19 protein-coding genes are annotated in these 25,076 nt (G+C 47.8%); 8 read left to right on the top strand and 11 right to left on the bottom strand.

The features are described 5' to 3' along the window. Positions 1-817: 817 nt before the first annotated feature. Entirely contained in the window at positions 818-1,885 is a 1,068-nt protein-coding gene (locus FVR03_RS15015) for a substrate-binding domain-containing protein (protein ID WP_147922580.1), read from the top strand. Between the two features lie 25 nt (positions 1,886-1,910). Here FVR03_RS15015 and FVR03_RS15010 read toward each other — a convergent pair whose 3' ends face one another. From FVR03_RS15010 to FVR03_RS14995, 4 genes are all read right to left on the bottom strand, one after another. Beyond that, complete coding sequence (locus FVR03_RS15010) at positions 1,911-2,687, bottom strand: copper homeostasis protein CutC (protein WP_147922579.1); 777 nt, start codon at positions 2,685-2,687, stop codon at positions 1,911-1,913. Next, complete coding sequence (locus tag FVR03_RS15005; RefSeq protein ID WP_147922578.1) at positions 2,668-3,645, bottom strand: isoaspartyl peptidase/L-asparaginase family protein; 978 nt, start codon at positions 3,643-3,645, stop codon at positions 2,668-2,670. The genes FVR03_RS15010 and FVR03_RS15005 overlap by 20 nt, the downstream gene beginning before the upstream one ends. Before the next feature lie 339 nt (positions 3,646-3,984). Further along, on the bottom strand, positions 3,985-6,288 hold the full coding sequence (locus FVR03_RS15000; protein ID WP_147922577.1) for a GH92 family glycosyl hydrolase: 2,304 nt from the start codon (positions 6,286-6,288) through the stop codon (positions 3,985-3,987). Between the two features lie 265 nt (positions 6,289-6,553). Beyond that, the gene (locus tag FVR03_RS14995; protein WP_147922576.1) at positions 6,554-7,981 is read right to left on the bottom strand and encodes a glycoside hydrolase family 125 protein; all 1,428 of its coding nucleotides are present in this window, start codon (positions 7,979-7,981) and stop codon (positions 6,554-6,556) included. A gap of 279 nt (positions 7,982-8,260) precedes the next feature. Between FVR03_RS14995 and FVR03_RS14990 the strand changes: the two genes are divergently transcribed. Beyond that, positions 8,261-9,010 (top strand): DeoR/GlpR family DNA-binding transcription regulator, encoded by a 750-nt coding sequence (locus tag FVR03_RS14990; RefSeq protein WP_147922575.1) that lies wholly within the window; start codon positions 8,261-8,263, stop codon positions 9,008-9,010. A 128-nt stretch (positions 9,011-9,138) separates the two neighbouring features. Here the strand turns inward: FVR03_RS14990 and FVR03_RS14985 are convergent, their stop codons facing one another. From FVR03_RS14985 to FVR03_RS14970, 4 genes are all read right to left on the bottom strand, one after another. Then, positions 9,139-11,427 carry a GH92 family glycosyl hydrolase gene (locus FVR03_RS14985; RefSeq protein ID WP_147922574.1) on the bottom strand — a complete coding sequence of 763 codons (2,289 nt, stop codon included), beginning with the start codon at positions 11,425-11,427 and terminating at the stop codon, positions 9,139-9,141. Between the two features lie 326 nt (positions 11,428-11,753). Further along, positions 11,754-12,410 (bottom strand): YceI family protein, encoded by a 657-nt coding sequence (locus tag FVR03_RS14980; protein WP_147922573.1) that lies wholly within the window; start codon positions 12,408-12,410, stop codon positions 11,754-11,756. A gap of 27 nt (positions 12,411-12,437) precedes the next feature. Then, on the bottom strand, positions 12,438-12,887 hold the full coding sequence (locus FVR03_RS14975; RefSeq protein ID WP_147922572.1) for a MarR family winged helix-turn-helix transcriptional regulator: 450 nt from the start codon (positions 12,885-12,887) through the stop codon (positions 12,438-12,440). A gap of 231 nt (positions 12,888-13,118) precedes the next feature. Further along, positions 13,119-14,111, bottom strand: a complete 993-nt coding sequence (locus tag FVR03_RS14970; protein WP_147922571.1) for a dipeptide epimerase — start codon at positions 14,109-14,111, stop codon at positions 13,119-13,121. A 448-nt stretch (positions 14,112-14,559) separates the two neighbouring features. Here FVR03_RS14970 and FVR03_RS14965 point away from each other — a divergent pair, with 448 nt between their 5' ends. From FVR03_RS14965 to mdh, 6 genes are all read left to right on the top strand, one after another. After that, the gene (locus FVR03_RS14965; protein WP_147922570.1) at positions 14,560-15,915 is read left to right on the top strand and encodes a M16 family metallopeptidase; all 1,356 of its coding nucleotides are present in this window, start codon (positions 14,560-14,562) and stop codon (positions 15,913-15,915) included. A 184-nt stretch (positions 15,916-16,099) separates the two neighbouring features. Beyond that, complete coding sequence (locus FVR03_RS14960; protein WP_147922569.1) at positions 16,100-17,746, top strand: M16 family metallopeptidase; 1,647 nt, start codon at positions 16,100-16,102, stop codon at positions 17,744-17,746. 223 nt (positions 17,747-17,969) lie between these two features. Beyond that, the gene (locus FVR03_RS14955) at positions 17,970-18,974 is read left to right on the top strand and encodes a c-type cytochrome (protein ID WP_147922568.1); all 1,005 of its coding nucleotides are present in this window, start codon (positions 17,970-17,972) and stop codon (positions 18,972-18,974) included. Between the two features lie 655 nt (positions 18,975-19,629). Further along, positions 19,630-20,124 (top strand): methylated-DNA--[protein]-cysteine S-methyltransferase, encoded by a 495-nt coding sequence (locus FVR03_RS14950; protein ID WP_147922567.1) that lies wholly within the window; start codon positions 19,630-19,632, stop codon positions 20,122-20,124. A gap of 92 nt (positions 20,125-20,216) precedes the next feature. Continuing rightward, on the top strand, positions 20,217-20,648 hold the full coding sequence (locus tag FVR03_RS14945) for an RDD family protein (protein WP_147922566.1): 432 nt from the start codon (positions 20,217-20,219) through the stop codon (positions 20,646-20,648). Positions 20,649-21,111: 463 nt separating this feature from the next. Then, positions 21,112-22,053: a malate dehydrogenase gene (gene mdh, locus FVR03_RS14940; protein WP_147922565.1), complete on the top strand. Its 942-nt coding sequence runs from the start codon at positions 21,112-21,114 to the stop codon at positions 22,051-22,053. Positions 22,054-22,157: 104 nt separating this feature from the next. Here mdh and FVR03_RS14935 read toward each other — a convergent pair whose 3' ends face one another. From FVR03_RS14935 to FVR03_RS24980, 3 genes are all read right to left on the bottom strand, one after another. Further along, positions 22,158-23,672 (bottom strand): malate:quinone oxidoreductase, encoded by a 1,515-nt coding sequence (locus FVR03_RS14935; RefSeq protein WP_147922564.1) that lies wholly within the window; start codon positions 23,670-23,672, stop codon positions 22,158-22,160. Between the two features lie 698 nt (positions 23,673-24,370). Then, complete coding sequence (locus FVR03_RS14930; RefSeq protein WP_147922563.1) at positions 24,371-24,856, bottom strand: barstar family protein; 486 nt, start codon at positions 24,854-24,856, stop codon at positions 24,371-24,373. Between the two features lie 12 nt (positions 24,857-24,868). After that, positions 24,869-25,076: DUF6576 domain-containing protein (locus FVR03_RS24980; RefSeq protein WP_369410460.1), on the bottom strand; the 208-nt coding region annotated here is incomplete at its 5' end.

Genomic DNA, 25,076 nt, shown 5'->3' with positions numbered 1-25,076 from the left:
CAAAATTTGTTAAAAAATTTTGTTATTATAAATTTTGGTATCAACTTTATAATGAAAAGCACCTTTAACCACACGTTTTGTAAGAGCGCCAATGGCAGCCATTATTCACAATAATGGAGTTGCTACTAACATTTGAGCAGGAGACCTTGACTTAAAAAGCCAGATTTTCTTTCGGAAGGCCTGTTTCATTAGAATAATTTAAATTCTGCCTGTACAAGCCAATAGGTCCAGAAGAGCAACAAAAGTCTTTCTATAATTTGATTTCAGAAAGACGTCATCTTTCTTCTGCGCTTAAAAGTCTGCATTCTGCTAGTAACGTTGGATTATAATCTTAAATGACAAAACTGACTGAGCAAAGGTCTGCTTGCTGTACTGCTCTTACACAAACCATTACAGCTTTGCCGACTGCAGGCTGCAGAGGCTGCCTCACCACACTTTCCGGCTTCAGAAGTGTGCAAATAAGTAGCAGTGCTATACCCCTCTTACCTACCTGGTTGTTTCTTACCGGAGCAGGTCTGTACATATGATTTGTTAAAAGAACCATTAACTTTACCAGAACCATATACATCTACCATTTGAGTGCTGAGCAGAAGCTTTCTTCTTTTCAGCTCCTGGCTTAGTTGCTAAAAAGAAAGGGATAAAAGAAGATTTTCAGGCTGTTTTTGATACGCTCAAAACAAGAACACGTATGCCAGCAATTAATAGGTGTCTGACACTGCTCTTGCCTGACATAAGCTTTACGAAAGCATATACTAGAATAATCTATAATACATTTAACTATAGCAGGTGCCCCGCAACATCTGCGACATTCAATTAGATGGAAAAGAAGAAAATCAGGATAAAGGATATTGCCCAGTTGGCTGGTGTTTCTATAGGCACTGTAGATCGAGTTCTGCACAACAGAGGCAAGGTCTCTGACGAAGCGCTACAAAAGGTTTTAGAAACCCTGCACCAAATAGATTACAAGCCTAACCTGATCGCACGTACTCTCGGCTCCAAAAAAACCTACCGAATAGCCGTGTTAATTCCTGACCCCTCTTTAGATGAATACTGGGCACAATCGGAGCAAGGCATTACGCAGGCTGAAACCGAGTGGGCGCAATATGAGTTCTCTATAGAACCTTTCTATTTCAACTTATATGACAAAGAATCTTTCAGAAGCGTAGCAGAAGAAGTAACGGAAGCAAACCCTGACGGCATTTTGGTTGCTCCAATCTTTTACCATGAGGCCCTTCCCTATTTCCAGAAGTTCAAGGATATGGGCATTCCTTATATCCTGTTTAATACCAACATACCAGAAGTAGAACCTTTAAGTTTTATCGGACAGAACTTATACAGCAGCGGAAAAGTCGGAGCGGAACTAATGTGCTTAGGACAAGGCGGTTCGGGCAATTTTGTGGTGCTGCACATAAACGAAGACAGCCATAACTCTATTCACTTACTTGAGAAAGAAAGAGGATTTAAAGAATATTTTGCAGAGCACAACGGTACTGACTACAACATTAAGACGCTCGATTTAGGCAACCTGAAAGAAACAGCTATAGAAAAAGAGGTGGAGAATCTGCTGGCCGACCCAAAGCTAAAGGGTATTCTGGTTTCTACTTCCAAAGGCACTTCGCTGGTTTCGTCTATTCTGGAAAAGAGTGGGAAAAAGGATATCCGATTGGTTGGCTATGATTTACTGAAGGAGAACATACACTATTTAAGAGCGGGCATCATAGACTTTCTGATAAACCAGAATCCGAAACGGCAGGCATTTTTAGGCATTAACTACCTGGCAAACCATTTATTACTTAAAAAGGCACCACCGCATTTCGATCTTTTCCCGCTTGAGATAATTACGCAACAGAACCTGGAATCTTACCTGGAATCCACCTTCCATTAAAGCCTGGTAAGGTTAAAATTAAAAATTATGCCACCGACAAATTACAGATAGCGGCGATTTTTTGTTTATCTGCTACCAGGTTCTCGTATTCAGTCAGTTGCTGTACACCGGCCATTGGCAGGTCGCTTCTCCGGAATATCATGTCGCTGGCTACTTTTTTCCGGGCAGAGGTATGAAACTCTGTTGCCCTGGTTAGCTTTAAAAGCTCCTGCATGTTGCGCTCATTCACCCCGCTGCCTGGCATAACAATTAAGCTATTACCTGCACGCTCTATTAGGTTACTTATTAGAGCTGCTCCTTCCAGGGCCGTGCCTTGTTGCCCTGAGGTAAGCAAACGATCTACTTTTAAATGCATCAGGTCGTCTAAGGCTTTTAAAGGATCTGGAGTAACATCAAAAGCTCTGTGGAAGGTAACAGAAAGCGGTCTGGCCACAGCTATAAAGTCCTGCATCAGCTCCAAATCCACATGACCTTCCGGTCTAAGAGCTCCCAACACCACACCGTCTGCTCCCAACTCCTTGGCAATTTCTATATCTCTTTTCATGATTTCTACCTCAAGCTCAGAATATAAAAAGTCGCCTCTTCTGGGCCTTATGAGCACATGCAACCCTATCCCGATGCTTTTCCTGACCACTTGAATCAGGCCATAGCTGGGTGTCAAACCGCCTTCCGATAAACCGCTGCATAGCTCCACACGCTGCGCACCACCTTTCTCAGCTGCCACAGCAGACTGTACAGACTCCACGCACACCTCCAGTACCAGTTTCTGCCCAGCCAGAAGGTTATAGTTTGTACTTTCCATCTATCAACTTTTTACCAGAGTTAGTATGTACCGCATAGTTAAACCCTTTGTGAATACAATACCCGCCATATTCTCCTTGTTTATTTAAGGCAATAAACCCTACCTGCAGGTCCGACACATCTTTGTGCTTGGCTATAATTCGCTCCACAGCCAGCTTGCAAGCTTTCTCCGGCGAATTTCCCTGCCGCATCAGTTCCACCACCAAATGGCTTCCAACCATCCGGATTACTGCTTCGCCCAAACCTGTGGCCGTAGCTGCGCCCACTTCATTATCTACAAACAAGCCAGCCCCGATAATGGGCGAATCGCCTACACGGCCGTGCATTTTGTAGGAAGCTCCGCTTGTTGTGCAGGCGCCAGCCAAATCGCCATTCGCATCCAGCGCCAGCATGCCAATAGTGTCATGGTTTTCTATGTTGATAACCGGTTTGTACTTCGACTCCTTCATCCATTCTTTCCAGTCTTTTTCAGATTCAGGAGTCAACAGATTTTCTTTTTGAAACCCTTTGGATAGCGCAAATTGCAAGGCTCCCTCTCCTACCAGCATTACGTGCGGCGTGTCTTCCATTACTTTGCGGGCAACAGAAATAGGGTGCTTAATGTGCTGCAGAAAAGCAACTGCGCCACAATTGCTATCCTTGTCCATGATGCAGGCATCTAAGGTTACCTTGCCTTCTCTGTCGGGGTAGCCGCCATAGCCAACCGTCCGGACACGCGGGTCGCCTTCCGGCACCCGCACACCAGCCTCTACCGCGTCAAGGGCATTTCCTTTCTGCGACAATACCTTCCAGGCAGCATCATTGGCAGGCATACCATGGTCCCAGGTAGAAATTACCACAGGTTTATTTACTGCTTTTTTACCCAACGATCCGGCAAATGCTTGTTCTATGGGGTACAGGCCACTTAAAAAAGTAGTACCCAGGGCAGACAATTTCAGGAATTTCCTTCTGCTACTCATTATTTCTTTTGTTTTTGGATGCTTGTGTGGTTATCAATACAAGTTTACATAGCTTTTTTTTGCCCTAGCTGAAGCTGGCCCTGAAAGGGGAAAGCAGCGTGTAGGGCGCTGGTGTGAGCTTGCAGCTCGTACCTCTTATTTCTTCTGACTAAAAAATGGGAAATCAATCTGATAGTACTCATTTCAAAAAGTCAGTGGGATGAAAGTACGAGCTACAAGCTCGCACTAGCGAAGAATGTCAAATTATTTAAATGGAAATGGCCTTCCAAAGCAATTTTCATTCAATTTAGTCAAGGGTTACTTCTATACGATGACCTTGTAAATACCTGGCACGAACTGCTACCGCTTGCTCATGGAGGGTGGGTAACTCCCGGCGGCAGTGGCCCATTTTTTATTCGGTTGGCTGCCCATCTCTACTATCAGAGTTCCTCCTTCTACTACCTCTTTATGCGAAATAAAGGAGCGGTTTAGCGGTTTACCGTTTAAAGTGGCTGACTGAATGTAGATGTTCTTATCTGACACCTGGTTGGCCACCACCAGAAAGCGCTTGCCGCCCTTCAGATTTATGCTGACTTCCTCAAACAGCGGGCTCCCGATAACATAAATGCCTTCCGCAGGGTTAACCGGGTAAAAACCCATGGCACTGAACACATACCAGGCCGACATTTGTCCGCAGTCTTCGTTGCCGCTTATGCCATCGGGTGTAGCCTGGTACATTTGCTGCATGATCTGCCGCACCATTTGCTGCGTTTTCCAAGGTGCTCCGGCGTAGTTATACAAATAGGCGATGTGGTGGCTCGGCTCATTGCCATGGGCATACTGCCCGATCAGGCCAGAGATATCAGGAGAAGTGTTGTCGCCGGTAATTTCAGAATCTTCGTTAAAAAGATCGTCTAGTTTTGCTATAAATTGTTGGTTACCACCGTGCAAATTAATCAGCCCTTGCACATCGTGTGGCACAAACCAGCTGTGTTGCCAGGCGTTGCCTTCGGTATAATCGGTGCCTTCGCGGTGTGCCGAGTGCTTTGGGTCGAAGGTAGGGTTCCAGGTTCCGTTAACGTTTTTTCCTCTCATAAACCCAACAGAAGCATCGAACAGCAGGTTATAGCTGCCCGCCCTTTTGGTGAAGTAGGCATAGTCTTCTGCTTTACCTAAGTCTTTGGCTACCTGCGCTATGCACCAATCGTCGTAAGCGTATTCGAGGTTTTTGGTAACAGATTCATCTTCTAAATCAGAAGGAATATAGCCATATTGTTTGTAGAAGTTCACTCCTCTTATATCCTGCATAGCGCTTTTCTTCATGGCCTCATAGGCTTCGGCTACATTGTAGTTGCGGTACCCCTTAAAATAGGCATCGGCTATAACCGGAATGGCATGGTAGCCTGTCATGGTGTTGGTTTCGTTGCCATGCAGTTCCCATACCGGCAGTAGCCCGTGTTGCCGGTAATGAGACAGCATCGAGTTGATGATGTCGTTTACACGGTCGCCTTCTACAAGCGTTAGCAAGGGGTTGGCAGCACGAAAGGTATCCCACAACGAGAAAGTGGTATACTTAGTGAAGTCCTGTGCCTGGTGTACCTTCCCGTCTGCTCCTTTGTAGTTGCGTTGTACATCGCTGAAAAGTACAGGAGCAAGCTTGGTGTGGTACAAGGCGGTATAAAAGATTTCTTTCAGCGTATCGTTCGGGCTTGTAACTTGTATAGCGGCTAAGGCATTGTTCCAGGCTGTATTTGCCTCGTTTTTTACCTGCTCAAAATTCCAATGGGGCAGCTCATTTTCCAGGTTAGCTCTGGCACCCTCCACACTGGCAGAGGAGATAGCTACTTTCAGGTAAATAACTTCGTCTTTTGCCGTGTTGAAATCGAATTTAGCTTTTACGATCTTTCCTTTTGTTTCGGCTTTACTTGCCTGCACTACACTGTCAAGGGCCGTGCTGTAGCTCTTAAAAGGTTTGGAAAATCTGGCTACGAAATAGACCCGTTGGTCTTCTGCCCAGCCTTTAGATAACCGATACCCTGACATTGTAGAGTCATTTTCTACCTTCAGGTAAGCATCAGTCGGGCTGTCCCAATTAATGGCGAAGCCTAGGTTAAAGATAACCGAAGCTTTATCAGACTGAGGAAAAGTATATTTATGGAATCCGGCTCTTTCGGTAGCTGTCAGTTCTACCCGAATATTATAATCCTGCAGCTTTACAGCATAATATCCTGCACTGGCTATTTCATCGGCATGCGAGAAGGCTGAGGCATAGGTCGGTTTTGCATCCTTCACAGGACCTTTGCTTAAATCTACATCCCCTGTTACGGGCATCACAGAAATGTCGCATAAATCGCCGATGCCGGTGCCGCTCAGGTGCGTATGGCTGAAACCGGAAATAGTATTTTCGGAGTAGTGGTAGCCGGAGCACCAGTCCCAGCCCTGCGCACCGTTATCGGGGCTCAGTTGCACCATACCGAAGGGCACTGTTGCACCCGGGTAGGTATGCCCATGTGCGCCGGTACCAATAAACGGATTCACAAAAGTAGTGAGTTCATGGCTGCTTTTGCTCTCCTTATGCGTGGTAGTGCATGCCTGCACCAGGCCGAGCACCGGAAGGCAAACCAGCAAATGCCACTTCCGGAAATGTAATGAAACGAGCTTCATGCGAAAGAAAAAAGTCTGACAGTTATTTTTCAGGGAATATGTACACGTAATAGAACCAGGTCGGATAGACCCTTGGCAAACTTCTGACAGAAATCCTTCTGGAGGTCATTTCCATTTAAATAATTGCTCACCCACCCGGCACAACTTACTGGAATGTACTTACTACATAGTCAAGTAAATTCTTATATTCTATCAAATTTAAAATATTAAAAATGGCTGCTTCAGCACCTCATTTCTAATTTTGAATTTCTAATTTAACTATGTACTAGGCGCGCAACAAGTGCGGGCGTTCCTTGTGCAGCTTCAGTATTAACTCACCGAACAGCGTGTTTGCCCAGGCAAACCACTTTCTGGTAAACTTAGTCGCGTCGTCTTTATGAAAGGTTTCGTGCATAAAGCCTGTTCCGGCATGCGTTGTTTTCAGTATGCGCAGGCAGTCTTTTATCTCCGCATCAGAGCTGCTGGTAAGCGCCCGCATGATAATGCTCATCGGCCAGATCATTTCTACACCTACGTGTGGGCCGCCTATACCCTCTCCCGCTTTCCCTTTGTAGAAAAATGGATTGTTGGTGCTCAGTACAAACTTCCGGGTGTTCTGGTAAACAGGGTCCGTTGCAGGCATTACTCCAAGGTAAGGAAGCCCCAGCAGGCTTGGCACGTTGGCATCGTCCATAAAGAGCTTGTTGCCGAAGCCATCCACTTCAAACGGAAATACTTTCCCGAAATCGAGGTGTTCTGCTACGGCATATTTTTCCAGGGCCTGCTCCACTTCATCAGCCAGGCTGGTGCATTGGCGCGCGAAGGCTGCATCTTTTAAAATAGCCTGGCTCATTTCTGCCAGTTGCCGCAACGATACCACCGCAAAGTAATTAGACGGAACCAGGAACAGGTAAATAGTGGCATCGTCGGAGGGCCGGAAGGTGGAGCAGATAAGGCCGACGGGGTTAATAGGGTAGCCAAAACCGGCACCGGCAACCGTATCTGTCTGCTTTTCTGTTACCCGCTGAAAACTGTAAGGCCCGCTTCCTTCTTTGCGTTGCTGTTCCTGAAAGGTTTTTAGCGTAAGCGCCATGGCTTTTGCCCAGTTACCATCGAAGCAGGAAGTGTCGCCGGTCGTTTTCCAGTAGCCGTAAGCCAGGCGGATCGGGTAGCACAGGGAGTCTATTTCCCATTTACGCTCATGCAACTCCGGTTTCATGTCTGTCAGGTCCTTTTCCCATTCGCTTCCGGTAGCGCCCATGTTAAAAGCGTTGGCATAAGGGTCGATCAGGATACACTTTACCTGCCGGTTTATAACTCCCGCCAGCATGTCCTGCAGCTGCTTGTCTTCGTTGGCCAGGGGCAGGTAAGGCCATACCTGCGCTGTAGAATCCCGTAGCCACATTGCCTCTATATCGCCGGTAATTACGAAGGTGTCTGGTTTACCGTCGAGCACCTGGTAGTGCACGGTGGTGTCTAAGGTGTTAGGTAAGCAATTCTCAAAAAGCCAGGCAAGTTCTTTATCAGCGATCTTTTTCTTTACATCCTTTATCGTCTTCTCCACGGCTTTGCTGGTAAAGTTCCGGTTTGCAGGGGCCGGGCGTTTGGTAGCAAAGGGATCTGCCACTACATAAGACGGAACAGCTGTAAAGCCTGAAGCTACTCCGGCTACCGCCAATCCTGTTGCTTTTATAAAGTTTCTTCTTGTAGTCATTTAAGCTATGGTTTCTGGGAGAGCTATTTGAAACTGACAGGTTAAATATTGGAACAAAAAATATCAAATCAAAACAAACCCGCAAAAAATAAGCATAAACACGCACTTATTATGCCGAACTATGCATCTTTAAAAGTTTTTGATTCAGAAAAATAGGACTTATAAGCATTCTGAAGTAGATATTTGCTACCAAAAGCTTTATTATAGAGCAATTTTAAAGATTGTTCTTAACTTTAAAATGCTCTTGCACCAGCCAATCATGCAATAAATTGAAAGAACATGCTAAAACAAGAACGGCAGAACTTTATACTGGAGGAAATAAGAAAACATAACCGGGTACTCTCCTCGGAGCTTAGCCTGACCCTGAATGTATCGGAAGACACTATCCGCAGAGACCTGAAAGAACTTTCGGACAGTGGTCAGATAAAGAAGGTGCATGGTGGAGCCATGCAGAATGCCTACATCCCGTTCAGTCACAAAGACCGCGAAATTTATGCGCACGATGAGAAAGTAACCATTGTGCGGAAAGCCGTTCCGCTTATACAAGACGATTTTGTGGTGGTGATGGATGGCGGCACCACCAACCTGGAACTGGCCCGCCAGCTACCTCTCGACTTACAGGCAACTGTATTTACTAACAGTTTACCCATAGCGCTGCAACTGTCTGAGCACCCCAAAGTAGAAACCATTTTTATTGGCGGCAAAATCCTGAAAAATGCGCAGGTGGCTGTTGGGCTTGATGTAATTAACTTTGTGCGCGACCTGCATGCCGATATCTGCTTTATCGGCACCCGCAGCCTGCACCACGACCTGGGCATTACGGATTTTGACCGGGAAGAAACACTTACAAAACAGGCTTTGCTGGCTTGTGCCAAACACGTAGTGTCTTTGCCTTTATCAGAGAAACTAAACACGACACAGCCTTACAAAGTCGCTCACATCGAAAACGTGCATACCATTATCACAGAACTGGCCCCCGATGATGCTTTATTGAGCGAGTACTGGCGAAAAGGCTTGCAGGTTTTGTAAGCTGGGTTAGGTGCTATTAGCTACCCTTGACCACTTTAAAGTAAAATACCTTCTGAAGGGGTTTTTCATTAGAAAAATTCCTTCAGAAGGTTTGAATTAATTACTCAGAGCAGAACTACTGAACAACCTTACTTCTCCCGCGAAAGCGAATAAGGAAAAGTATCCGCTTTCGTGCCTCTTTCCAGGTTAGGTTTGGCAGACATGCCGAATTCCAGTACAGCACCTTTCAGCAGCTCAGAATGACTCAGCCAGTTTTGCTGGTAAGGCTTGCCGTTAAACTTCATGCTGCTGATGTACTTGTTCTCAGCGCTGTTGTCGGGCGCATTCAGGACCACCTGCTTTCCGTTTTCGAGTTGCAAGGTCACTTTTCTGAATAAGGGTGCTCCCACCACATACTGATCGGTAGCCGGTGTAACTGGGTAAAAACCTAAAGCAGAAAACACATACCAGGCAGAAGTCTGTCCGTTGTCTTCATCGCCACAGTAGCCGTCCGGAGTTGGCTGGTACATGCGGTTCATGGTTTCCCGCACCCAGTGCTGCGCTTTCCAGGGTTCGCCGGCATAGTTGTAGAGGTAGATCATGTGCTGGATGGGTTGGTTGCCGTGCGCATACTGCCCCATGTTGGCAATCTGCATTTCACGTATCTCATGTATAACAGATCCATAATAACTCTCGTCGTAAACAGGTGGCAGCGAAAAAACAGAATCCAGCTTGGCTACAAATTTCGTGTTCCCTCCCATCAGGTCTATAAGCCCCTGCACATCATGAAAAACGGACCAGGTATAATGCCAGCTGTTACCCTCGGTAAAGGCATCGCCCCACTTAAAAGGGTTGAACGGAGCCTGAAAGCTGCCATCTTTGTTTTTGCCGCGCATCAGGCCGGTGGCAGGGTCGTAGAGGTGGCGGTAATTTAAAGCGCGTTGTGCAAACAGATTAACTTCCTTTTTCGGCCGCTTAAGTGCTTTTGCCAACTGGTAAATAGAGAAATCGTCGTAGGCATATTCCAGGGTGCGGGCAGCGTTTTCGTTAATGCCGACATCGTAGGGCACATACCCCAGCTTGGTATAGTAACCGGCACCTGCGCGGCCCACTGCAGGTAATGGTCCTTCCTTCTCAGCACCTTTTAGCACGGCCTTGTAGAGTGTGTTGATGTCGTACCCGCGAATTCCTTTCAGGTAAGCATCTGCTACCACCGAGGCAGAGTTATTGCCAACCATCACATCGCGGTAACCGGGGCTTGCCCACTCCGGCAACCAGCCGCCCTCTTTAAACGTGTTCGCCAAACCTTCCTGCATCTGCGCGCTTATGGTGGGGTACATCAGGTTCAGGAACGGGAAAAGTGCCCGGAAGGTATCCCAGAAGCCGGTGTCTGTAAACATGTAGCCAGGCAGCACCTTGCCGTTATAGGGGCTGTAGTGCACTACTTTGCCATTGGCATCTAGCTCATAAAACTTCCTCGGAAAGAGCAGGGAGCGGTACAGGCAGGAGTAGAAAGTCTGCATTTGTTCTACGGTGCCACCTTCGGCAGCCACTTTACCCAGCTCTTTATTCCAGATCTGTTTCCCTTTCTCCTTCACGGTATCGAAGCTGTCGTTCCCGATCTCGTTCAGGTTCAGGGCGGCCTGCTCATGGCTGATAAACGAGGAGGCTATACGTGCTGTCACCTGCTCGCCTTTCTGCGTCTTGAACCCGACTACTGCGCCCGTATGGTCTGCCTGCAACTCCAGCTTGTTTCCCTGCAGGCCATCAGCATTCCAAACATTGGTGTAGGCAAAAGGCCTGTCGAACTGAATGACAAAGTAATTTTTAAAGTTATCGGGTACGCCGCCGCTGTTTTTGGTGGTGTACCCGATAATCTTGTTCTCCTGCGGCACAATCTTCACATAAGAACCTTTATCCAGGGCATCTATTACTACATAGGCGCTATCTGTTTTCGGAAACGTGAACCGGAAGCTGACCGCACGCTCTGTAGGAGCCATTTCTGTTGTTACATCGTGGTCGGCCAGGTACACGCTGTAGTAGTAGGGTTTTACAATTTCTGCTTTGTGCGAAAACCAGCTGGCCCGCTCGTCTTCGTTAAACCGTAGCTTTCCGGTAACCGGCATAATGGCAAACTGCCCGTAATCGTTCATCCACGGCGATGGCTGGTGTGTCTGTTTAAAGCCCCGTATTTTGTCGGCACTGTACATATAGGCCCAGCCATCGCCCATTTTTCCTGTCTGGGGAGTCCAGAAGTTCATGCCCCAGGGCAAGGCAATAGCCGGGTAGGTGTTCCCGTTCGACAAGCTGTGCTTCGAGTCTGTGCCCATAAGCGGGTTTACCCATTCCACCGGATCTGACACCTTGTTTACCAGAGGTGTTTGAGCAGATACAGAGAGAGTAAACAGAGCGAAAATTGTAACAAGTGCTTTTTTCATGTTTGCCTGGAAATTGTTCTTTACGGATGCACCAAGAGGTACCATGCGCCGGGCCCGGACCAATTATTCTAATGGAAATTGCCTTCCAAAGAAAAAACAGGCAAAAACGGGCAAGGGTTAACACCTGGTTATTAACCGAAAGGGGCATTAAAAATGGGGTGAAGTTACTTTTAGGGGCCAACAACTGCCCGCTGGTTTAACTGAGAGAGTTCAACCGGCGGCAATATTATAATTCTTGAGCAGAAAAGCCTAAACTTTGGAAAATAAAAAACCGTCCGGCACCTGAAGATGGCACCAGGCGGTTTAGACACGGGAGCTTTGCCTCGTTAAATAGCTGCCTGCTGGGCCACTACATCCAGCGCGACAGTAAAGTCGTTGTTGATTGCTTTATCGCCCAGGCCCTCAAAAAAGTTGCTGGAGCGGTACTTAATATCGAATTTGGTCCGGTCTATCACCACATCGGCCTTTGTTGTAACCACACCATCTTTTACAGAGATAATAGCCGGAAACGTAACGGGATTGGTAATTCCTTTTATGGTCATATCGCCGGTTACGCTATAGTTGGGTTTGCCTGCCGCCGCGTTAGCCAAAGGTTTTACACTGGTTATTTTAAAAGTAGCAGTCGGGTGATTGGGTACATCAAAAAAGTCGTCGTTTAGCAGGTGCGCGCCTACCTTGGCATTGTCGGTGCAGACGATGCTGGCCATGTCTATTACAAAAGTGCCAGCTGTTACTTTGCTTTTATCGGCTGTAAGGTCGCCACTCTTTAACCGGAGCGTACCGTAGTGCTCTCCCACTACCTTGGCTGCCTTCCACTTCAGTTCACTTTTATCGAGCACCACCTGGTAGGTTTTGCCTTTAGCCGGAGCAGCAACTTCGGTGGTAACAGCAACAGCCAGGTTACCCGTTTCGGATGGGCCGCTTTTAAAGGCCGAGAAAATAACTACTGCAGCAAAGGCAGCAAGAAAGGTGTTCTTTTTCATGGGAAGGGCTGTTAGAGGTTAAAAATGTCAGTCTCTTATTTTGTCGAGTAAGCGGTTCAGTTCGCGGGCTTCGTCTTCGGCAAGATTTCTAAAACCTGGCTTTCCACTCAATTCCAGGCCATCCATCTGCTTTAATAAGGCCAGGCCGCTGTCAGTTATCAGCACATCTACGGTGCGGCGGTCGTGCTCGCATTGGCTGCGGGTCACGAGTTTTTTAGCTTCCAGTTTGTCTACAATGCGCGAGGCATTAGATGTTTTATCGAGCATGCGCTCTATCAGCAGGCTCACGGTGGCTGGTTTTGGGTGCTGGCCCCGGAGTATCCGCAAAATGTTGTACTGGGGGAGCGTGAGCCCGTAGGTTTTAAACAGACTGCTTTGCGCCAGTTGTAACCACCCTGATGTATATACCAGGTTTATATAAGCCTTATGATGCTCATCCTGAAAGGAGTATTGTTTAATCTCTTCCTCTATCCTCATAGCAGATAAGATAATTGTTTAGATCGTGATAGGGTTCTTTGGCAGCTTTTGCCTCTTATACCCCTGCTAAAATTACAGCTAGTTGTTTGCAAATAACTGAAAATGAATCAAATATTTAATAAAAAATTTAAAAATGTTAGCAATATTTTAATATTTGATAAAATAAGCGCCACTTTTAGAAAGGCTGCCAACCCTAAGCTATCTTGCCCTACAGCGCTATTCTATCTGCCGCTACTGCTTCAGGTACAGCACTCCGTCTTTCTCGTTTACCAGGCCGAAAGGCTCCTCCTCCAGAATCAGGTAGCCATCGAGGTCGGCAAAATCGAAGGAGCCGCTCATTTGCATGGCAGACCAGATACCGAGTGTAGTTTCCACCATGCACCCGATCATGGTCATGAGGCCAAACTTACGGGCTTCTTTGAGCAGGCGCACCGCGTTCAGGTAACCACCCGCTTTCATCAGTTTTATGTTAATGCCATGAAACTGGCTCCGAATCAGCTCCATATCTACCTGGTCAATAACTGACTCATCGGCAATGAACGGTATCGGGCTTTTGTCTTTTATATGCGCGTAGGCTGCCACATGCGAGGCTGGCATGGGCTGTTCCACAAACAGCACCCGCCGGTTATCGAGCTTCTCCAGAAAATGCATCAGGTCGTCGGGGTCGTGCCAGCTTTCGTTGGCATCAATCACAAGCGGGTTGTGGGTTATGCGGAGCACCTCTTCCACCAAATCCTGGCCCTGCTCCCGGTTCACTTTCAGTTTCAGGCTCCGGAAACGGTGCAGCTGGTTTTTCTGTATAAACTCCGCTACCTCTCCCACCTCCATTATCGGCAACGAAAAGCAGGTGGCCTGCTGGTGTGGTGCCTCCTGCCCCAGCAGCGCATGCACCGCTATGCCTTTGTGCTGGCAAAAATAGTGCAGGTACGCCGACTCCACGGCAAACCGCAGCGAGTTAACCGGGGAGTGTTCGGTAAGTAACTCCAACAGGTCTTCCATGGAGCGCACATTGGCCAGGCCCGCCATCAGCAGCACCTGGTACTGCTTCAGCAAAAGCTCCGGTGTTTCGCCGTAGCGAATATTAGGTGCTGCCTCCCCGAATCCGCTAAATGTACCATCCGACACCTGTACCAGAAAGTTGGTTTTCTCATTGCTGGCGTTCCTCGAAATCTTCCAGGTATATTTCAGCTTTAAATGGAGGGCCTCTATGCGCCAGTACAACATACGGGTAAGCTTTTCAGGTAGTAATTTTTAAAATTTCAATTTGCCTTAAGATACTGTAATTACCTATAGTACACAGTCAAATTAGAAATTAAAAATCAGAAATTGGCACACAAGCCTCATTGGTCGTAATTTTACGGAACAGCAGCCAAGACCTCCCAACGTGCGCAGCTCCTGCGAGCGTGTCAGAGACAAGCACCTACTCCTAAACATCATAGGGCAAACCCTTGACAAGATTTAGATGAAAATGCTTCGGAAGGCTTATTTCATTCGAATAATTACTTAGGAGCTTCAATCCTCCTGCAGCTCATCAGCCAAAACTATTTTATCAAGCACTTTGTTTTTACCCTCAGCTGCATCTTAAGCACGCCATTTTAAGTACAACATTTGCTACTTTTATAGCCTTAAAGCCAAACGTAACCTAAACTTATTACATCTAACTTAACTTTTTATGAACCTTAAACCGATCGCCGTGTTGCTGCTACTGGTCTTTGCCGCTACAGCAGTACTGGCGCAGAACAGCACAAACAACAAAATTCTGCCCTATCCCATCCACCAGAAAAAGCTCGACAATGGCCTTAATGTAGTAACGGTACCTTATAACAGCCCGGGGCTTGCGGCATTTTACCTGCTAGTGCGGGCCGGCTCGCGCGAAGAGGTGGAGCAGGGCAAGACCGGCTTTGCCCACTTTTTTGAGCACATGATGTTCCGGGGCACCGACAAATACCCGACCGAAGCCTACAGTAACATTCTGAAAGCCATGGGAGCCTCTGCCAACGCTAACACCTCCTTGGACCGCACCCTGTACCACATGACCGGCAACGCCGAAATGCTCGATAAAATGTTTGAACTGGAGGCCGACCGTTTCCAGAACCTGAAGTACTCGGTACACGACTTTAAAACAGAGGCCGGAGCCGTAAAAGGTGAGTATACCAAAAACTCGGCGAGCCCTTACCAGCAGCTCTACGAAAAAACCGTGAGCACTGCCTTTACCAAACACACCTATGCGCACACCACCATGGGCTTTTTCGAGGATGTAGTAGACATGCCGAACCAGTACGATTACTCACTTGAGTTTTTTAACCGTTTTTACCGCCCTGAGTACACCACCATTATTGTGGTAGGTGATGTAACGCCGGAGCGCGTAAATGCGCTGTCGGAAGAGTACTTTGGCAGCTGGAAACGGGGCAGTTACCAGGCGCAGATTCCGGCCGAACCCATGCAGACGCAGACCCGCTATGCCCACGTGCAACAAGCCGGTTTCCCGCCGTACCTGAGCCTGAACTACAAAGGTCCGGCCTTCTCCGACAAAAATAAAGACCTGCCGGCTCTTAACATTCTTACCACCATTTTGTTTGCCGAAAACTCCGACCTGTACCGCAAGCTGGTGGTAAAAGAGCAAAAAGCCCGGTTTATTGGAGGAAGTGCACAGTTTGCCCGCGACCCAAACCTGATTGGCATATCGGCTTCTGTGGCAAAACCAGAAGACCTGCAGTATGTGAAAGACGAACTGACCAAGGCCCTGAATACTGCCAAAACCAAGCCCATAGACAGCCGCAAGCTAGAGGAAACCAAATCGCGCATAAAATACGGCTTCGCCATGAGCATGGACAGCCCCGACGCCATTGCCAACTCGCTGGCGCGCTTTATCTGGCTTACAGGAGATCCGGAGTCGCTAAACAACACCTACAGCCTCTACGACTCCATTACGGCCAAAGACCTGATGGCAGTGGCAAAGAAGTATTTCGTAAACCAAACCCTGACAGTAGGCACCATTTCGCCTGCCGAAAAATCGCCTGTTAAGTAACTACCGGCGCAGCTGCTTATACGTGTCGGCTTGTACCCTTAGAAGCAAATAGCAAAAAAAACTTCGGAAGGCCATTTTCATTAGAATAATTACTCCAACCCGGTAAACATTACTTTCTGCTGCACTAAATGCCTTCACTTATTCACTCAATCAGTCAATCAAAAAATCTGTTATTGTACTTAGCATGAAAAAATTAGCTGCATATATAGTACCACTTGCGTTGGCGGCAGCATCGTGTGCCAAACAACCACAGGCAACGCAAACCAGTACACCACCTGCCACATCTGCACCAGCCAGCACCTTCTCTACTCCCCGCACCTTCGATGCCAACCTGGCTTTTGGTCCGGGTAAAACAGTGGAGCTGCAGCGGCCGGAGTCGAACAAGGTTACGTTTAAGCTGATGTTTAAGAATGGCTCCATGTCTGACCCTGCCGGTAAAGAAGGCCTTACCTTTACCACCGCCCAACTCCTGACCGAGAGCGGATCGCAGACCATGACACTGGCCCAGATCAAAGACAAGCTCTACCCTATGGCAGCCCAATACTCTGTTAACGTAGACAAAGAAGTAACCACCTTTACCTTTTCCGTTCACCAGGATTTCCTGGAGGAGTTTTACCAGATGATGCGCGGCATCCTGCTAACGCCTGCCTTTGCCGAAGAAGACTTTAAGCGCGTTATCTCGAACCAGCAGAATTATGTCGATCAGGTAATCCGGGCTTCTTCCGATGAGGAGTACAGCAAAAAGGCCCTCGAAGATCTTTTGTTCAGAGGCACTAACTACCAGCATAAACCAGAGGGCACTTCAGCAGGCGTAAAAAGCATTACCCTGGAAGATGTAACGAACCACTACCGTACTTTCTTTACGCGCCACAATGTTATGATCGGCGTAGCAGGCAACTACAGCCCCGAGTTCCTCAGCCAGCTGAAGCAGGATGTGGCGCAGCTACCTGAAACCGAGCCAACTATTCCGGCAGCGGGCAGACCAAACCAGCCAAACGGCGTGCAGGTCGAGATTATTAAGAAATCTGATGCCCTTGGCTCGGCTATTTTCACCGGAACACCCATGCCCATTACCCGCACTGCCGACGAGTTTGCGGCCCTGATGGTAGCCAACTCTTACCTGGGGGAGCACCGCAAAAGCTACGGCAAACTCTACGACAAAATCCGCAGCACCCGCTCCATGAACTACGGCGACTACTCTTACATAGAGTGGTACGACAATGGCGGCAGCAGCATGCTCCCAAACCCCGGCGTGCCCCGCACCTCCAACTACTTCGCCCTCTGGATCAGGCCGGTGCAGATTGCCGAAGGCCTGCGCAAACAATACCCCGAACTAAAAGATATAACCGTAGGGCATGCGCATTTCGCCCTGCGCCTGGCCATTCGGGAGGTTGACAACCTGGTCAGGAACGGCATGACACAAGAGGAGTTTGAGCTGACCCGCAAGTTTCTGCGCTCTTACATGAAGCTCTACATCCAGACAGAAGAAAAGCAGCTGGGTTTCCTGATGGACTCGCAATTTTATGGCCGGCAGGATTATCTGCAGGAGATGGATGCCCTGCTGGAAAAACTGACGGTAGAAGATGTGAACAACACGGTAAAAAAATACTGGCAGGTAAATAACATGTTCGTCACTATTGTTACCGACGACAGCGAGGCGGAGCCACTGGCAGAGGCACTCCGCGAGAACACACCATCGCCTATGAGCTACTCGAACCTGGTTAAAGAAGGCTTGCCTGCCGAAGTAGTAGCCGAAGACAACACCATTGCTACGTATGACCTGAATATTAAAAGTGTAAAAGTGATAGACAGCCAGGATACGTTTAAATAAAACACCACTAGTACAGCAAAAGCCGCAGGGGTATCTACCTCTGCGGCTTTTTTATGTTACGCACTGATCATCAAGGTTATAACACTTAAATAAATATAGTAAAACCCGACTACTTACTTGCATATATTATATTTATTTTTGAAATTAGATAATTACTCTCCAGTCCCTGCGGTCATAGTAGCATCTGAATATCTCTATCTATAGCAAATCAATAGGATAATCTATGAAGAAAGCTTTTAAAATTATCGGCTTTGCACTTGTTGCTATTTTTGTTGTTGCAGCAGCGGGTGTGCTGTATGTACGCTATGCTTTACCGAATGTAGATCCTGCCCCTGCCCTTACAGTAGATAAAACCTCGGCGTTGGTAGCACGTGGCGAGTACCTGGCCAACCATGTAACGGTATGTATAGATTGCCACTCGGAGCGTGACTGGACACGTTTCTCAGGACCTGTGCTCCCCCAAACCGAAGGCAAAGGCGGTGAGCGGTTCAGCCACGAAATGGGTTTCCCGGGTACGTTTTACGCCCGTAACATTACCTCCGACCCGGAAACCGGCATTGGCACCTGGACCGACGGAGAAATTTACCGCGCCATTACTTCTGGCGTTAGCAGAAACGGTGAACCTTTTTTTCCGGTAATGCCCTACCAGTCTTACGCTAAAATGACAGATGCTGATGTGCGTGCCATTATAGCCTATATACGCACCTTGGAACCCATAAAAAATACGGTTCCTGCCTCTAAAGCAGATTTCCCGATGAACCTGATTCTGCGCACCATGCCTGCTAATTATGTGCCTGCCCCAGAAACTGCCCTCGACGATGTTACCGCCAAAGGAAAATACCTGGTAACCATAGGTGGCTGCGGCGACTGCCACACACCAAAAGTAAAAGGAACTCCTGTAGAAGGCATGTACCTGGCGGGTGGCATGGAGTTTAAAATGCCTGTTGGCACCTTGCGTTCCGCCAACATAACCCCCGACAAAACCACCGGCATCGGCACCTGGACAGAAGAAGCTTTTCTGAAACGCTTTAAAGACACAGCCACTCCCGAAGCTTTAGCCCATCAAATAGCAGCAGATGACTTTAATACCATTATGCCCTGGAGCATGTATGGTGGCATGGAAGAAAGCGACCTCCGCGCCATTTACCGCTACCTCATGAGCGTAGAGCCTGTTACTAGCGACATAGAACGGTTTACGCCAGCAGAAAAAGCTGTGGCTAAAAAGTAATGGCTGGCTGCAGGAGCAGCAAGAGGCCTTTAAAAAGCACCTTAGAGCTCACCGAGTTAGTATAGCCGCTTTTCGCCCTACAAAGTGTTTCGCCAAATTAAAAATTAAAAATTATGATCCAAGAGCGGCCTTTGGCCGCTTTAAAGTCCTTTTTAGGTGTACAATTCAAAAAATTAAATTAGAGGAGCATCAGATACTTAGCTATAAATTATTTCAATTAAAAAGCCCTTCCAAAGGTTTTTCAGTTCCATAAGGTCAAGGGTAAGCACTCGTACTTATCAGGCAAAATACTCCCATATAATTTAATAACTGTAAGCCTATTGCCAGCAACTGCAGCTCATTGTACCTAACACCAGTTCTTGAGTAATGCGCCTTTGCAGGTTTATACCAGACCTCGCAACGTCTTGTCGGCTACGAAGCAAACCAAAATCCAAGAACCAGGTCCCGCTTCTAAAGTTAAAGTCTATGAAACCGGAAAGGTTTGGTATAGCCACTTCAAAGTATAATTCCTGATATTTTTTATTCTAGTTTGACTATCCGCAATAGGATGTGTACATCATCAGTTAAAAACAAATAATTGGCTACCAACCATATACAATAGTCATCATCTTTACTGCCGCATTCTTTTATCGGTAAAAAACCTTACCTTGCCTGTATGGAAGCATCCGTTTTTAGCACCTACTATAACTCCCCCATCGGTTGGATACAGCTAACAGGCACTGCACAAGGTATAGAAACCATGCTATTTGTGGAGGCAGCCGGAGCAGAAACATCCTCGCTACCTGCCTGCGCGGTTGCTGGCCTGGCCCAGCTTGCGGAGTATTTTAACGGTGAGCGGCAACAGTTCGATTTACCGCTTGCGCCACATGGTACTGCCTTTCAGCAACAGGTGTGGCAGGAACTCCAGAAGATACCCTTTGGAAAAACATTCTCTTACCTTCAGGTAGCCAGGGCCATTGGTGGCGAAAAAGCCATACGCGCCGTTGGAGCCGCCAACGGCAGAAACCCGCTGTGCCTGGTGGTACCTTGCCACCGCGTTATCGGCAGCAATGGGAGCCTGACGGGCTATGCAGGCGGCCTCTGGCGAAAAGAGTGGCTGCTGCGGCACGAGGGTGTGCTGAAACCTGAACAGCAGCTCGCCCTCTTCTAACCTACAAGTAATCCTGATTACCTGAAACCCGACGGCCTGCTGGCAGTATACATGAAAACGCCTAAACCTCAGCTCAGCTTTACCCTAGCCTTATGCAGCTCGTTTACAATAAGTCCAGCCAGAACCCACAGATCGCCGCCACCAGCGCTCGTGCTGCAGCCCTGCTGTTCGACTGCCTGTTGCTATCTGCCATCATCGGTTTTGTAGATTATGTGACCATCAGCAGCGACGAATCAGCTTTATTTCTGAAACCAGAACGTGTGCTGCACCTTTTGTTCGGATGGCTCTATTTTGCCGGTGCCGAAAGTGCCCCCTGGCAGGCTACGATCGGTAAATACCTGCTCGGCCTGAAAGTAACCTCCATCTCAGGAGGGCGCATCTCCTTTACCTGCGCCACCATCCGGTATTTTACCCGACCGTTTACATTGGTTGCCTGGTTGTTCCGGCTTTTACTGACTGCACCGGCTTACCTGTCGCGGGCTTTGCACGACAGCCTTAGCAGCACAAGGGTAGTGGCGCTGTAGGTAAACACCCGGGGCCATCACTATACCCAAAGGCATAAACTTAAAGAATTTGAACGGTCATCCCGAGTGTAGCCGAGGGAACTAAAAGGTAAAAGTCGGTACTAAATAGATTCTTCGACAAGCTCAGAATGACCTCACCAAACGTAAGTTGACGGCATTGCCACTATATCCTATGCCTGCGGCTAGCCCACATCAATTATGCAAATGAAATTACCCTCCAGAAGGCTGTTTGGGCCAAAAAGGGTCAAGGGTCTGGTATGCCTGTGGCACTTTAGCAGCATCTCTTCCTGCACGCCGGCTATACCCGCTTCCGGACCCTGTGAAGCTAACTACTGTTCGCTCCGGAAGCAGTTGTAGCAGCCTCCCGGAAAGAATAATTTATTTATTTGCCTCTTTTGAGAATAGTTTTTATATTTTTACCCTAGTTAATTGAATCTCAAACCCAAATAAAGTATATCCTGCAATGAAAGTAACCGTAGTTGGAGCCGGAAACGTTGGAGCAACATGCGCTGATGTGTTGGCTTACCGCGAAATAGCGAACGAAGTAGTTTTATTGGATATTAGAGAAGGTTTTGCTGAGGGCAAGGCACTTGATATCTGGCAAAAGTCGCCTATTAACTTATACGACACCCGCACCGTGGGTGTAACAAACGATTACAGCCGCACAGCAGATTCTGATGTAGTGGTTATCACGTCAGGGCTTCCGCGCAAACCCGGCATGACCAGAGACGACCTCATTTCTACAAACGCTGGCATTGTGCAGTCGGTAACCGAGAACGTGGTAAAGCACTCTCCGAACGCCATTATTATTGTGGTTTCGAACCCACTCGATGTTATGACCTATGCGGCACACATCACCTCTAAATTCCCGCGTAACCGCATTATGGGTATGGCCGGCATTTTAGATACTGCCCGTTACAGAGCGTTTCTGGCCGAAGAACTGAACGTTTCGCCAAAAGATATTCAGGCGGTGCTGATGGGTGGCCACGGCGATACCATGGTACCACTGCCACGCTACACCACTGTTGGCGGCATTCCGGTAACCGAACTTATTTCTGAAGATAAACTGACAGCCATAGTGGAGCGCACCAAAAACGGTGGCGGCGAACTGGTAAAACTGATGGGCACTTCTGCCTGGTATGCGCCAGGTTCTGCAGCAGCTCAAATGGTAGAAGCCATTGTACGCGACCAACGCCGCGTGTTCCCGGTTTGTGTGAAACTGGAAGGCGAGTACGGCATTGATGGCGTATACCTGGGCGTGCCTGTTATTCTGGGTAAAAACGGCATCGAAAAAGTAATTGAACTACAACTGAACGACGAAGAGAAGCAACTGCTGGAAACGTCGCGCGGCCACGTGAAAGAAGTAATGGATGCGCTCGATAAAATGACAGCTGCCAAAGCTTAGTTTTCAGAAGCATACATAAAAAGAGGCGCTTCCTGCTCAGGAAGCGCCTCTTTTTATGTATTAAAAGCGAAGCTATTAAAGTACCTCACCCGCGACCAGACCTATTAGCTGTTTACCGGCTGCAGGTTGTTCAGCTCCAGTACCTCGCTGGTATAAGACCTTATTTCGTTCAGAAGCTCAGGATCGGCAGCCAGTGATTTTCCATAAGATGGAATCATCTCCCTGATTTTAGCCTGGCATTCTGCTGCCTTAAACCTCTCGGGGAAACAACGCTCCAGCAAACTCAGCATAATGCCAACTGCTGTAGAGGCTCCAGGAGAGGCACCGAGCAGTGCGGCAATAGAGCCGTCGGCAGAACTTACCACCTCGGTGCCAAACTCCAGCACACCACCCAGTTTCGGATCTTTCTTAATTACCTGCACCCGCTGACCGGCCAGCTCCAGTTCCCAGTCTTCCTGGCGGGCATTCGGGAAATAATCTTTCAGGGCCAGCAACCGATCTTCCGGCGACTGCCGCACCTGGTTAATGAGGTACTTGGTAAGCGGTATGTTTTTGATGCCTGCTACCAGCATGGGCCGCATGTTACCTGTTTTGATAGACAGTGGCAGGTCGAGCAGCGAACCTTTCTTCAGGAACTTGGTCGTAAAGCCTGCATAAGGCCCAAACAACAGCTCCCGCTTCCCGTTTATTACACGCGTATCGAGGTGCGGCACCGACATGGGCGGCGAACCTACTGCTGCCTTGCCATATACTTTGGCCTGATGACGCTTAATGATCTCGGGGTTCGTGCACTTTAGCCATTGTCCGCTAACCGGGAAACCGCCAAAGCCCTTGCCTTCCGGTATGCCGGACTTAATGAGCAGAGGCAAAGAACCTCCTCCTGCGCCTATAAACACAAATTTAGCTTTTACTTTGCGCTTGTTGCCAGTGCTCAGTTCCTTTACCTTCACATGCCAGAAGCCATCGGCATCCTGGTTCAGTTTTTTCACTTCGTGCCCAAAATGCAGGTTAACGCCAGGCATTTCGTGTAACTGGCTGAACGAATCGCGTGTTAGGGCTCCAAAGTTAACATCAGTACCGATCTCCATACGGGTGGCAGCTACTTTATCTGTCTTTTTGCGACCTTCCATTACAAGCGGCATCCATTCAGCAAGCTGCTCATAATCTTCGGAGTACTGCATGCCCTGGAAAAGTGCCGATTTCTGCATGGTCGTATAGCGCTCCCTCAGGAACTCCACGTTGTTCTGCCCCCACACAAAACTCATGTGCGGAATACTTTTAATAAAGCTTGGCTTAATAAAGCCACGTTGCACCATGTAAGCCCAGAACTGCCTCGACAGCTCAAACGACTCCGCAATGTTTACCGCCTTGGAAATATCCACAGAGCCATCGGTACGCTGCGGTGTATAGTTGAGTTCACAGAAGGCGGCATGTCCGGTTCCGGCATTGTTCCAGGCATCAGAGCTTTCGGCTGCGGCTACCTCCAGCCTTTCAAACACCTCAATTTTAACATCTGGCTTAAGTTCTTTGAGCATGAGGCCCAATGTGGCGCTCATAATGCCAGCACCAATAAGAACTACATCCGGATTTTCTTCAAAAGATCTATCACTTTTAATCATAACTTAAATCATAGGATTACAAAGTTACATCGAAAATCTAAAATAGTATCGCCAGAAAACAGGTTTATACATCTTTTATAGCATTATAAAAAGCATGACAATAAACCTTTACATAATCATCACTTGTATTTATTTGATTAACAAATATTTAAAACGAAAAACACTAACACATGATAGGATTATACACATACACCTATACCTGCTGAACTTCTGGTACTTATTGGCTTTCAGAAGCTTAAAGCTGAAGCACTTATAGCAGGCCAGGTAAAAAAGAACTTTTAGAAAGAGAAGGGAAGAAACTTTGTTCAGGCGTAAACCTGAGCAAGTATATCGGACACAGCCTTTACAGACACTAAGTACCTTCAGGTAAGTTGTGTCGGATAATGAGGAATCACTTCTGCCATCTGATCTCAGATTATTTGAATGAAATTGGCCTCCAGAAGAGAAAACATGGAAATAATGTCAAGGGTGTGTGTAGTTTTTTTCCTGAAAGCAGCCTGTACGGCGAGCATAAATTACGGATTAGGTTGCGGCTACTCTGCCCGGACGCTCGCAGGAGCTGTGCAAGGTGAGAGGTCTTCATGGCCCTTCTTTAAATCAACCATTAAGCCAATAATAATCAGCAACCAATTATTCTAATGAAAACAGCCTTCCAAAGCTTTTTCAGTAAAAAAAGGTCAAGGGCAGAAGGTTTGGAGTTAGAGTAGTTCCAATGGGTTCCAGCTTACGGTGCTTTTGCCTGCGGTGATGTAGGAGTTTTCTGGTGTGTTGAGTTGGGCCAGCACCAGCAGCCGTTCGCCACGCAGCATGTGCAGACGGGCACTGTCGGCAAAACTATTTAGCAGCGACTGCCCCAGTTCCTGGTCTACTGCATCGAACTGATGTAGCACCACCACCTGTCCTATTCCGGTTATATCATGTGCAGCCAGGGCATCTCGTAGTGCTCCAGGAGTATTGGCGTACGAGTCAGGAAAATGGAATTTTGCTTTCAGGTCAGAATGAGCCGCGTGCTCGTCGGCCCACTTGCTGCAGTCGAAATCGATAACCCGGTAGCGCTGGCTCCGGAACCAGCTGATATCGGCTATCAGAATCTCTTTCCGCTGGTACAGGCTTACCCATCCGTTCTGGAAAAGAATCCAGTCGAGCCGCTGCCACTCTTCCGGCACATTTCTGAAGGCTGCCATACAACAGGTGGTTTAGTCTTTCTGACTGGCCATAAACAGCTTCTGCTTCTCTTCTTTAGAGAGGCTTTCGTAGCCGGAGCTTGAGATTTTATCGAGAATCAGGTCTATTTCGGTTTGGCTTGGTTTGCCGGAAGCGTTCGTTTTCATGCTCTTGGCACCGTTTGCCACAGCCACTTTACTGCGCCTGTGCGTTACCTTTAAGTGCGGCCGGCGCGTGAAG

Origin of the sequence: Pontibacter qinzhouensis, from assembly GCF_008017455.1 — a bacterium.
Taxonomy (GTDB): Bacteria; Bacteroidota; Bacteroidia; order Cytophagales; family Hymenobacteraceae; genus Pontibacter; species Pontibacter qinzhouensis.
This window is presented reverse-complemented; position numbering and strand designations above follow the sequence as displayed.

Coding starts and splice junctions, on each gene's coding strand:
- FVR03_RS15015 (WP_147922580.1), top strand. CDS start 818: ATGGAAAAGAAGAAAATCAGGATAAAGGATATTGCCCAGTTGGCTGGT.
- FVR03_RS15010 (WP_147922579.1), bottom strand. CDS start 2,687: ATGGAAAGTACAAACTATAACCTTCTGGCTGGGCAGAAACTGGTACTG.
- FVR03_RS15005 (WP_147922578.1), bottom strand. CDS start 3,645: ATGAGTAGCAGAAGGAAATTCCTGAAATTGTCTGCCCTGGGTACTACT.
- FVR03_RS15000 (WP_147922577.1), bottom strand. CDS start 6,288: ATGAAGCTCGTTTCATTACATTTCCGGAAGTGGCATTTGCTGGTTTGC.
- FVR03_RS14995 (WP_147922576.1), bottom strand. CDS start 7,981: ATGACTACAAGAAGAAACTTTATAAAAGCAACAGGATTGGCGGTAGCC.
- FVR03_RS14990 (WP_147922575.1), top strand. CDS start 8,261: ATGCTAAAACAAGAACGGCAGAACTTTATACTGGAGGAAATAAGAAAA.
- FVR03_RS14985 (WP_147922574.1), bottom strand. CDS start 11,427: ATGAAAAAAGCACTTGTTACAATTTTCGCTCTGTTTACTCTCTCTGTA.
- FVR03_RS14980 (WP_147922573.1), bottom strand. CDS start 12,410: ATGAAAAAGAACACCTTTCTTGCTGCCTTTGCTGCAGTAGTTATTTTC.
- FVR03_RS14975 (WP_147922572.1), bottom strand. CDS start 12,887: ATGAGGATAGAGGAAGAGATTAAACAATACTCCTTTCAGGATGAGCAT.
- FVR03_RS14970 (WP_147922571.1), bottom strand. CDS start 14,111: ATGTTGTACTGGCGCATAGAGGCCCTCCATTTAAAGCTGAAATATACC.
- FVR03_RS14965 (WP_147922570.1), top strand. CDS start 14,560: ATGAACCTTAAACCGATCGCCGTGTTGCTGCTACTGGTCTTTGCCGCT.
- FVR03_RS14960 (WP_147922569.1), top strand. CDS start 16,100: ATGAAAAAATTAGCTGCATATATAGTACCACTTGCGTTGGCGGCAGCA.
- FVR03_RS14955 (WP_147922568.1), top strand. CDS start 17,970: ATGAAGAAAGCTTTTAAAATTATCGGCTTTGCACTTGTTGCTATTTTT.
- FVR03_RS14950 (WP_147922567.1), top strand. CDS start 19,630: ATGGAAGCATCCGTTTTTAGCACCTACTATAACTCCCCCATCGGTTGG.
- FVR03_RS14945 (WP_147922566.1), top strand. CDS start 20,217: ATGCAGCTCGTTTACAATAAGTCCAGCCAGAACCCACAGATCGCCGCC.
- mdh (WP_147922565.1), top strand. CDS start 21,112: ATGAAAGTAACCGTAGTTGGAGCCGGAAACGTTGGAGCAACATGCGCT.
- FVR03_RS14935 (WP_147922564.1), bottom strand. CDS start 23,672: ATGATTAAAAGTGATAGATCTTTTGAAGAAAATCCGGATGTAGTTCTT.
- FVR03_RS14930 (WP_147922563.1), bottom strand. CDS start 24,856: ATGGCAGCCTTCAGAAATGTGCCGGAAGAGTGGCAGCGGCTCGACTGG.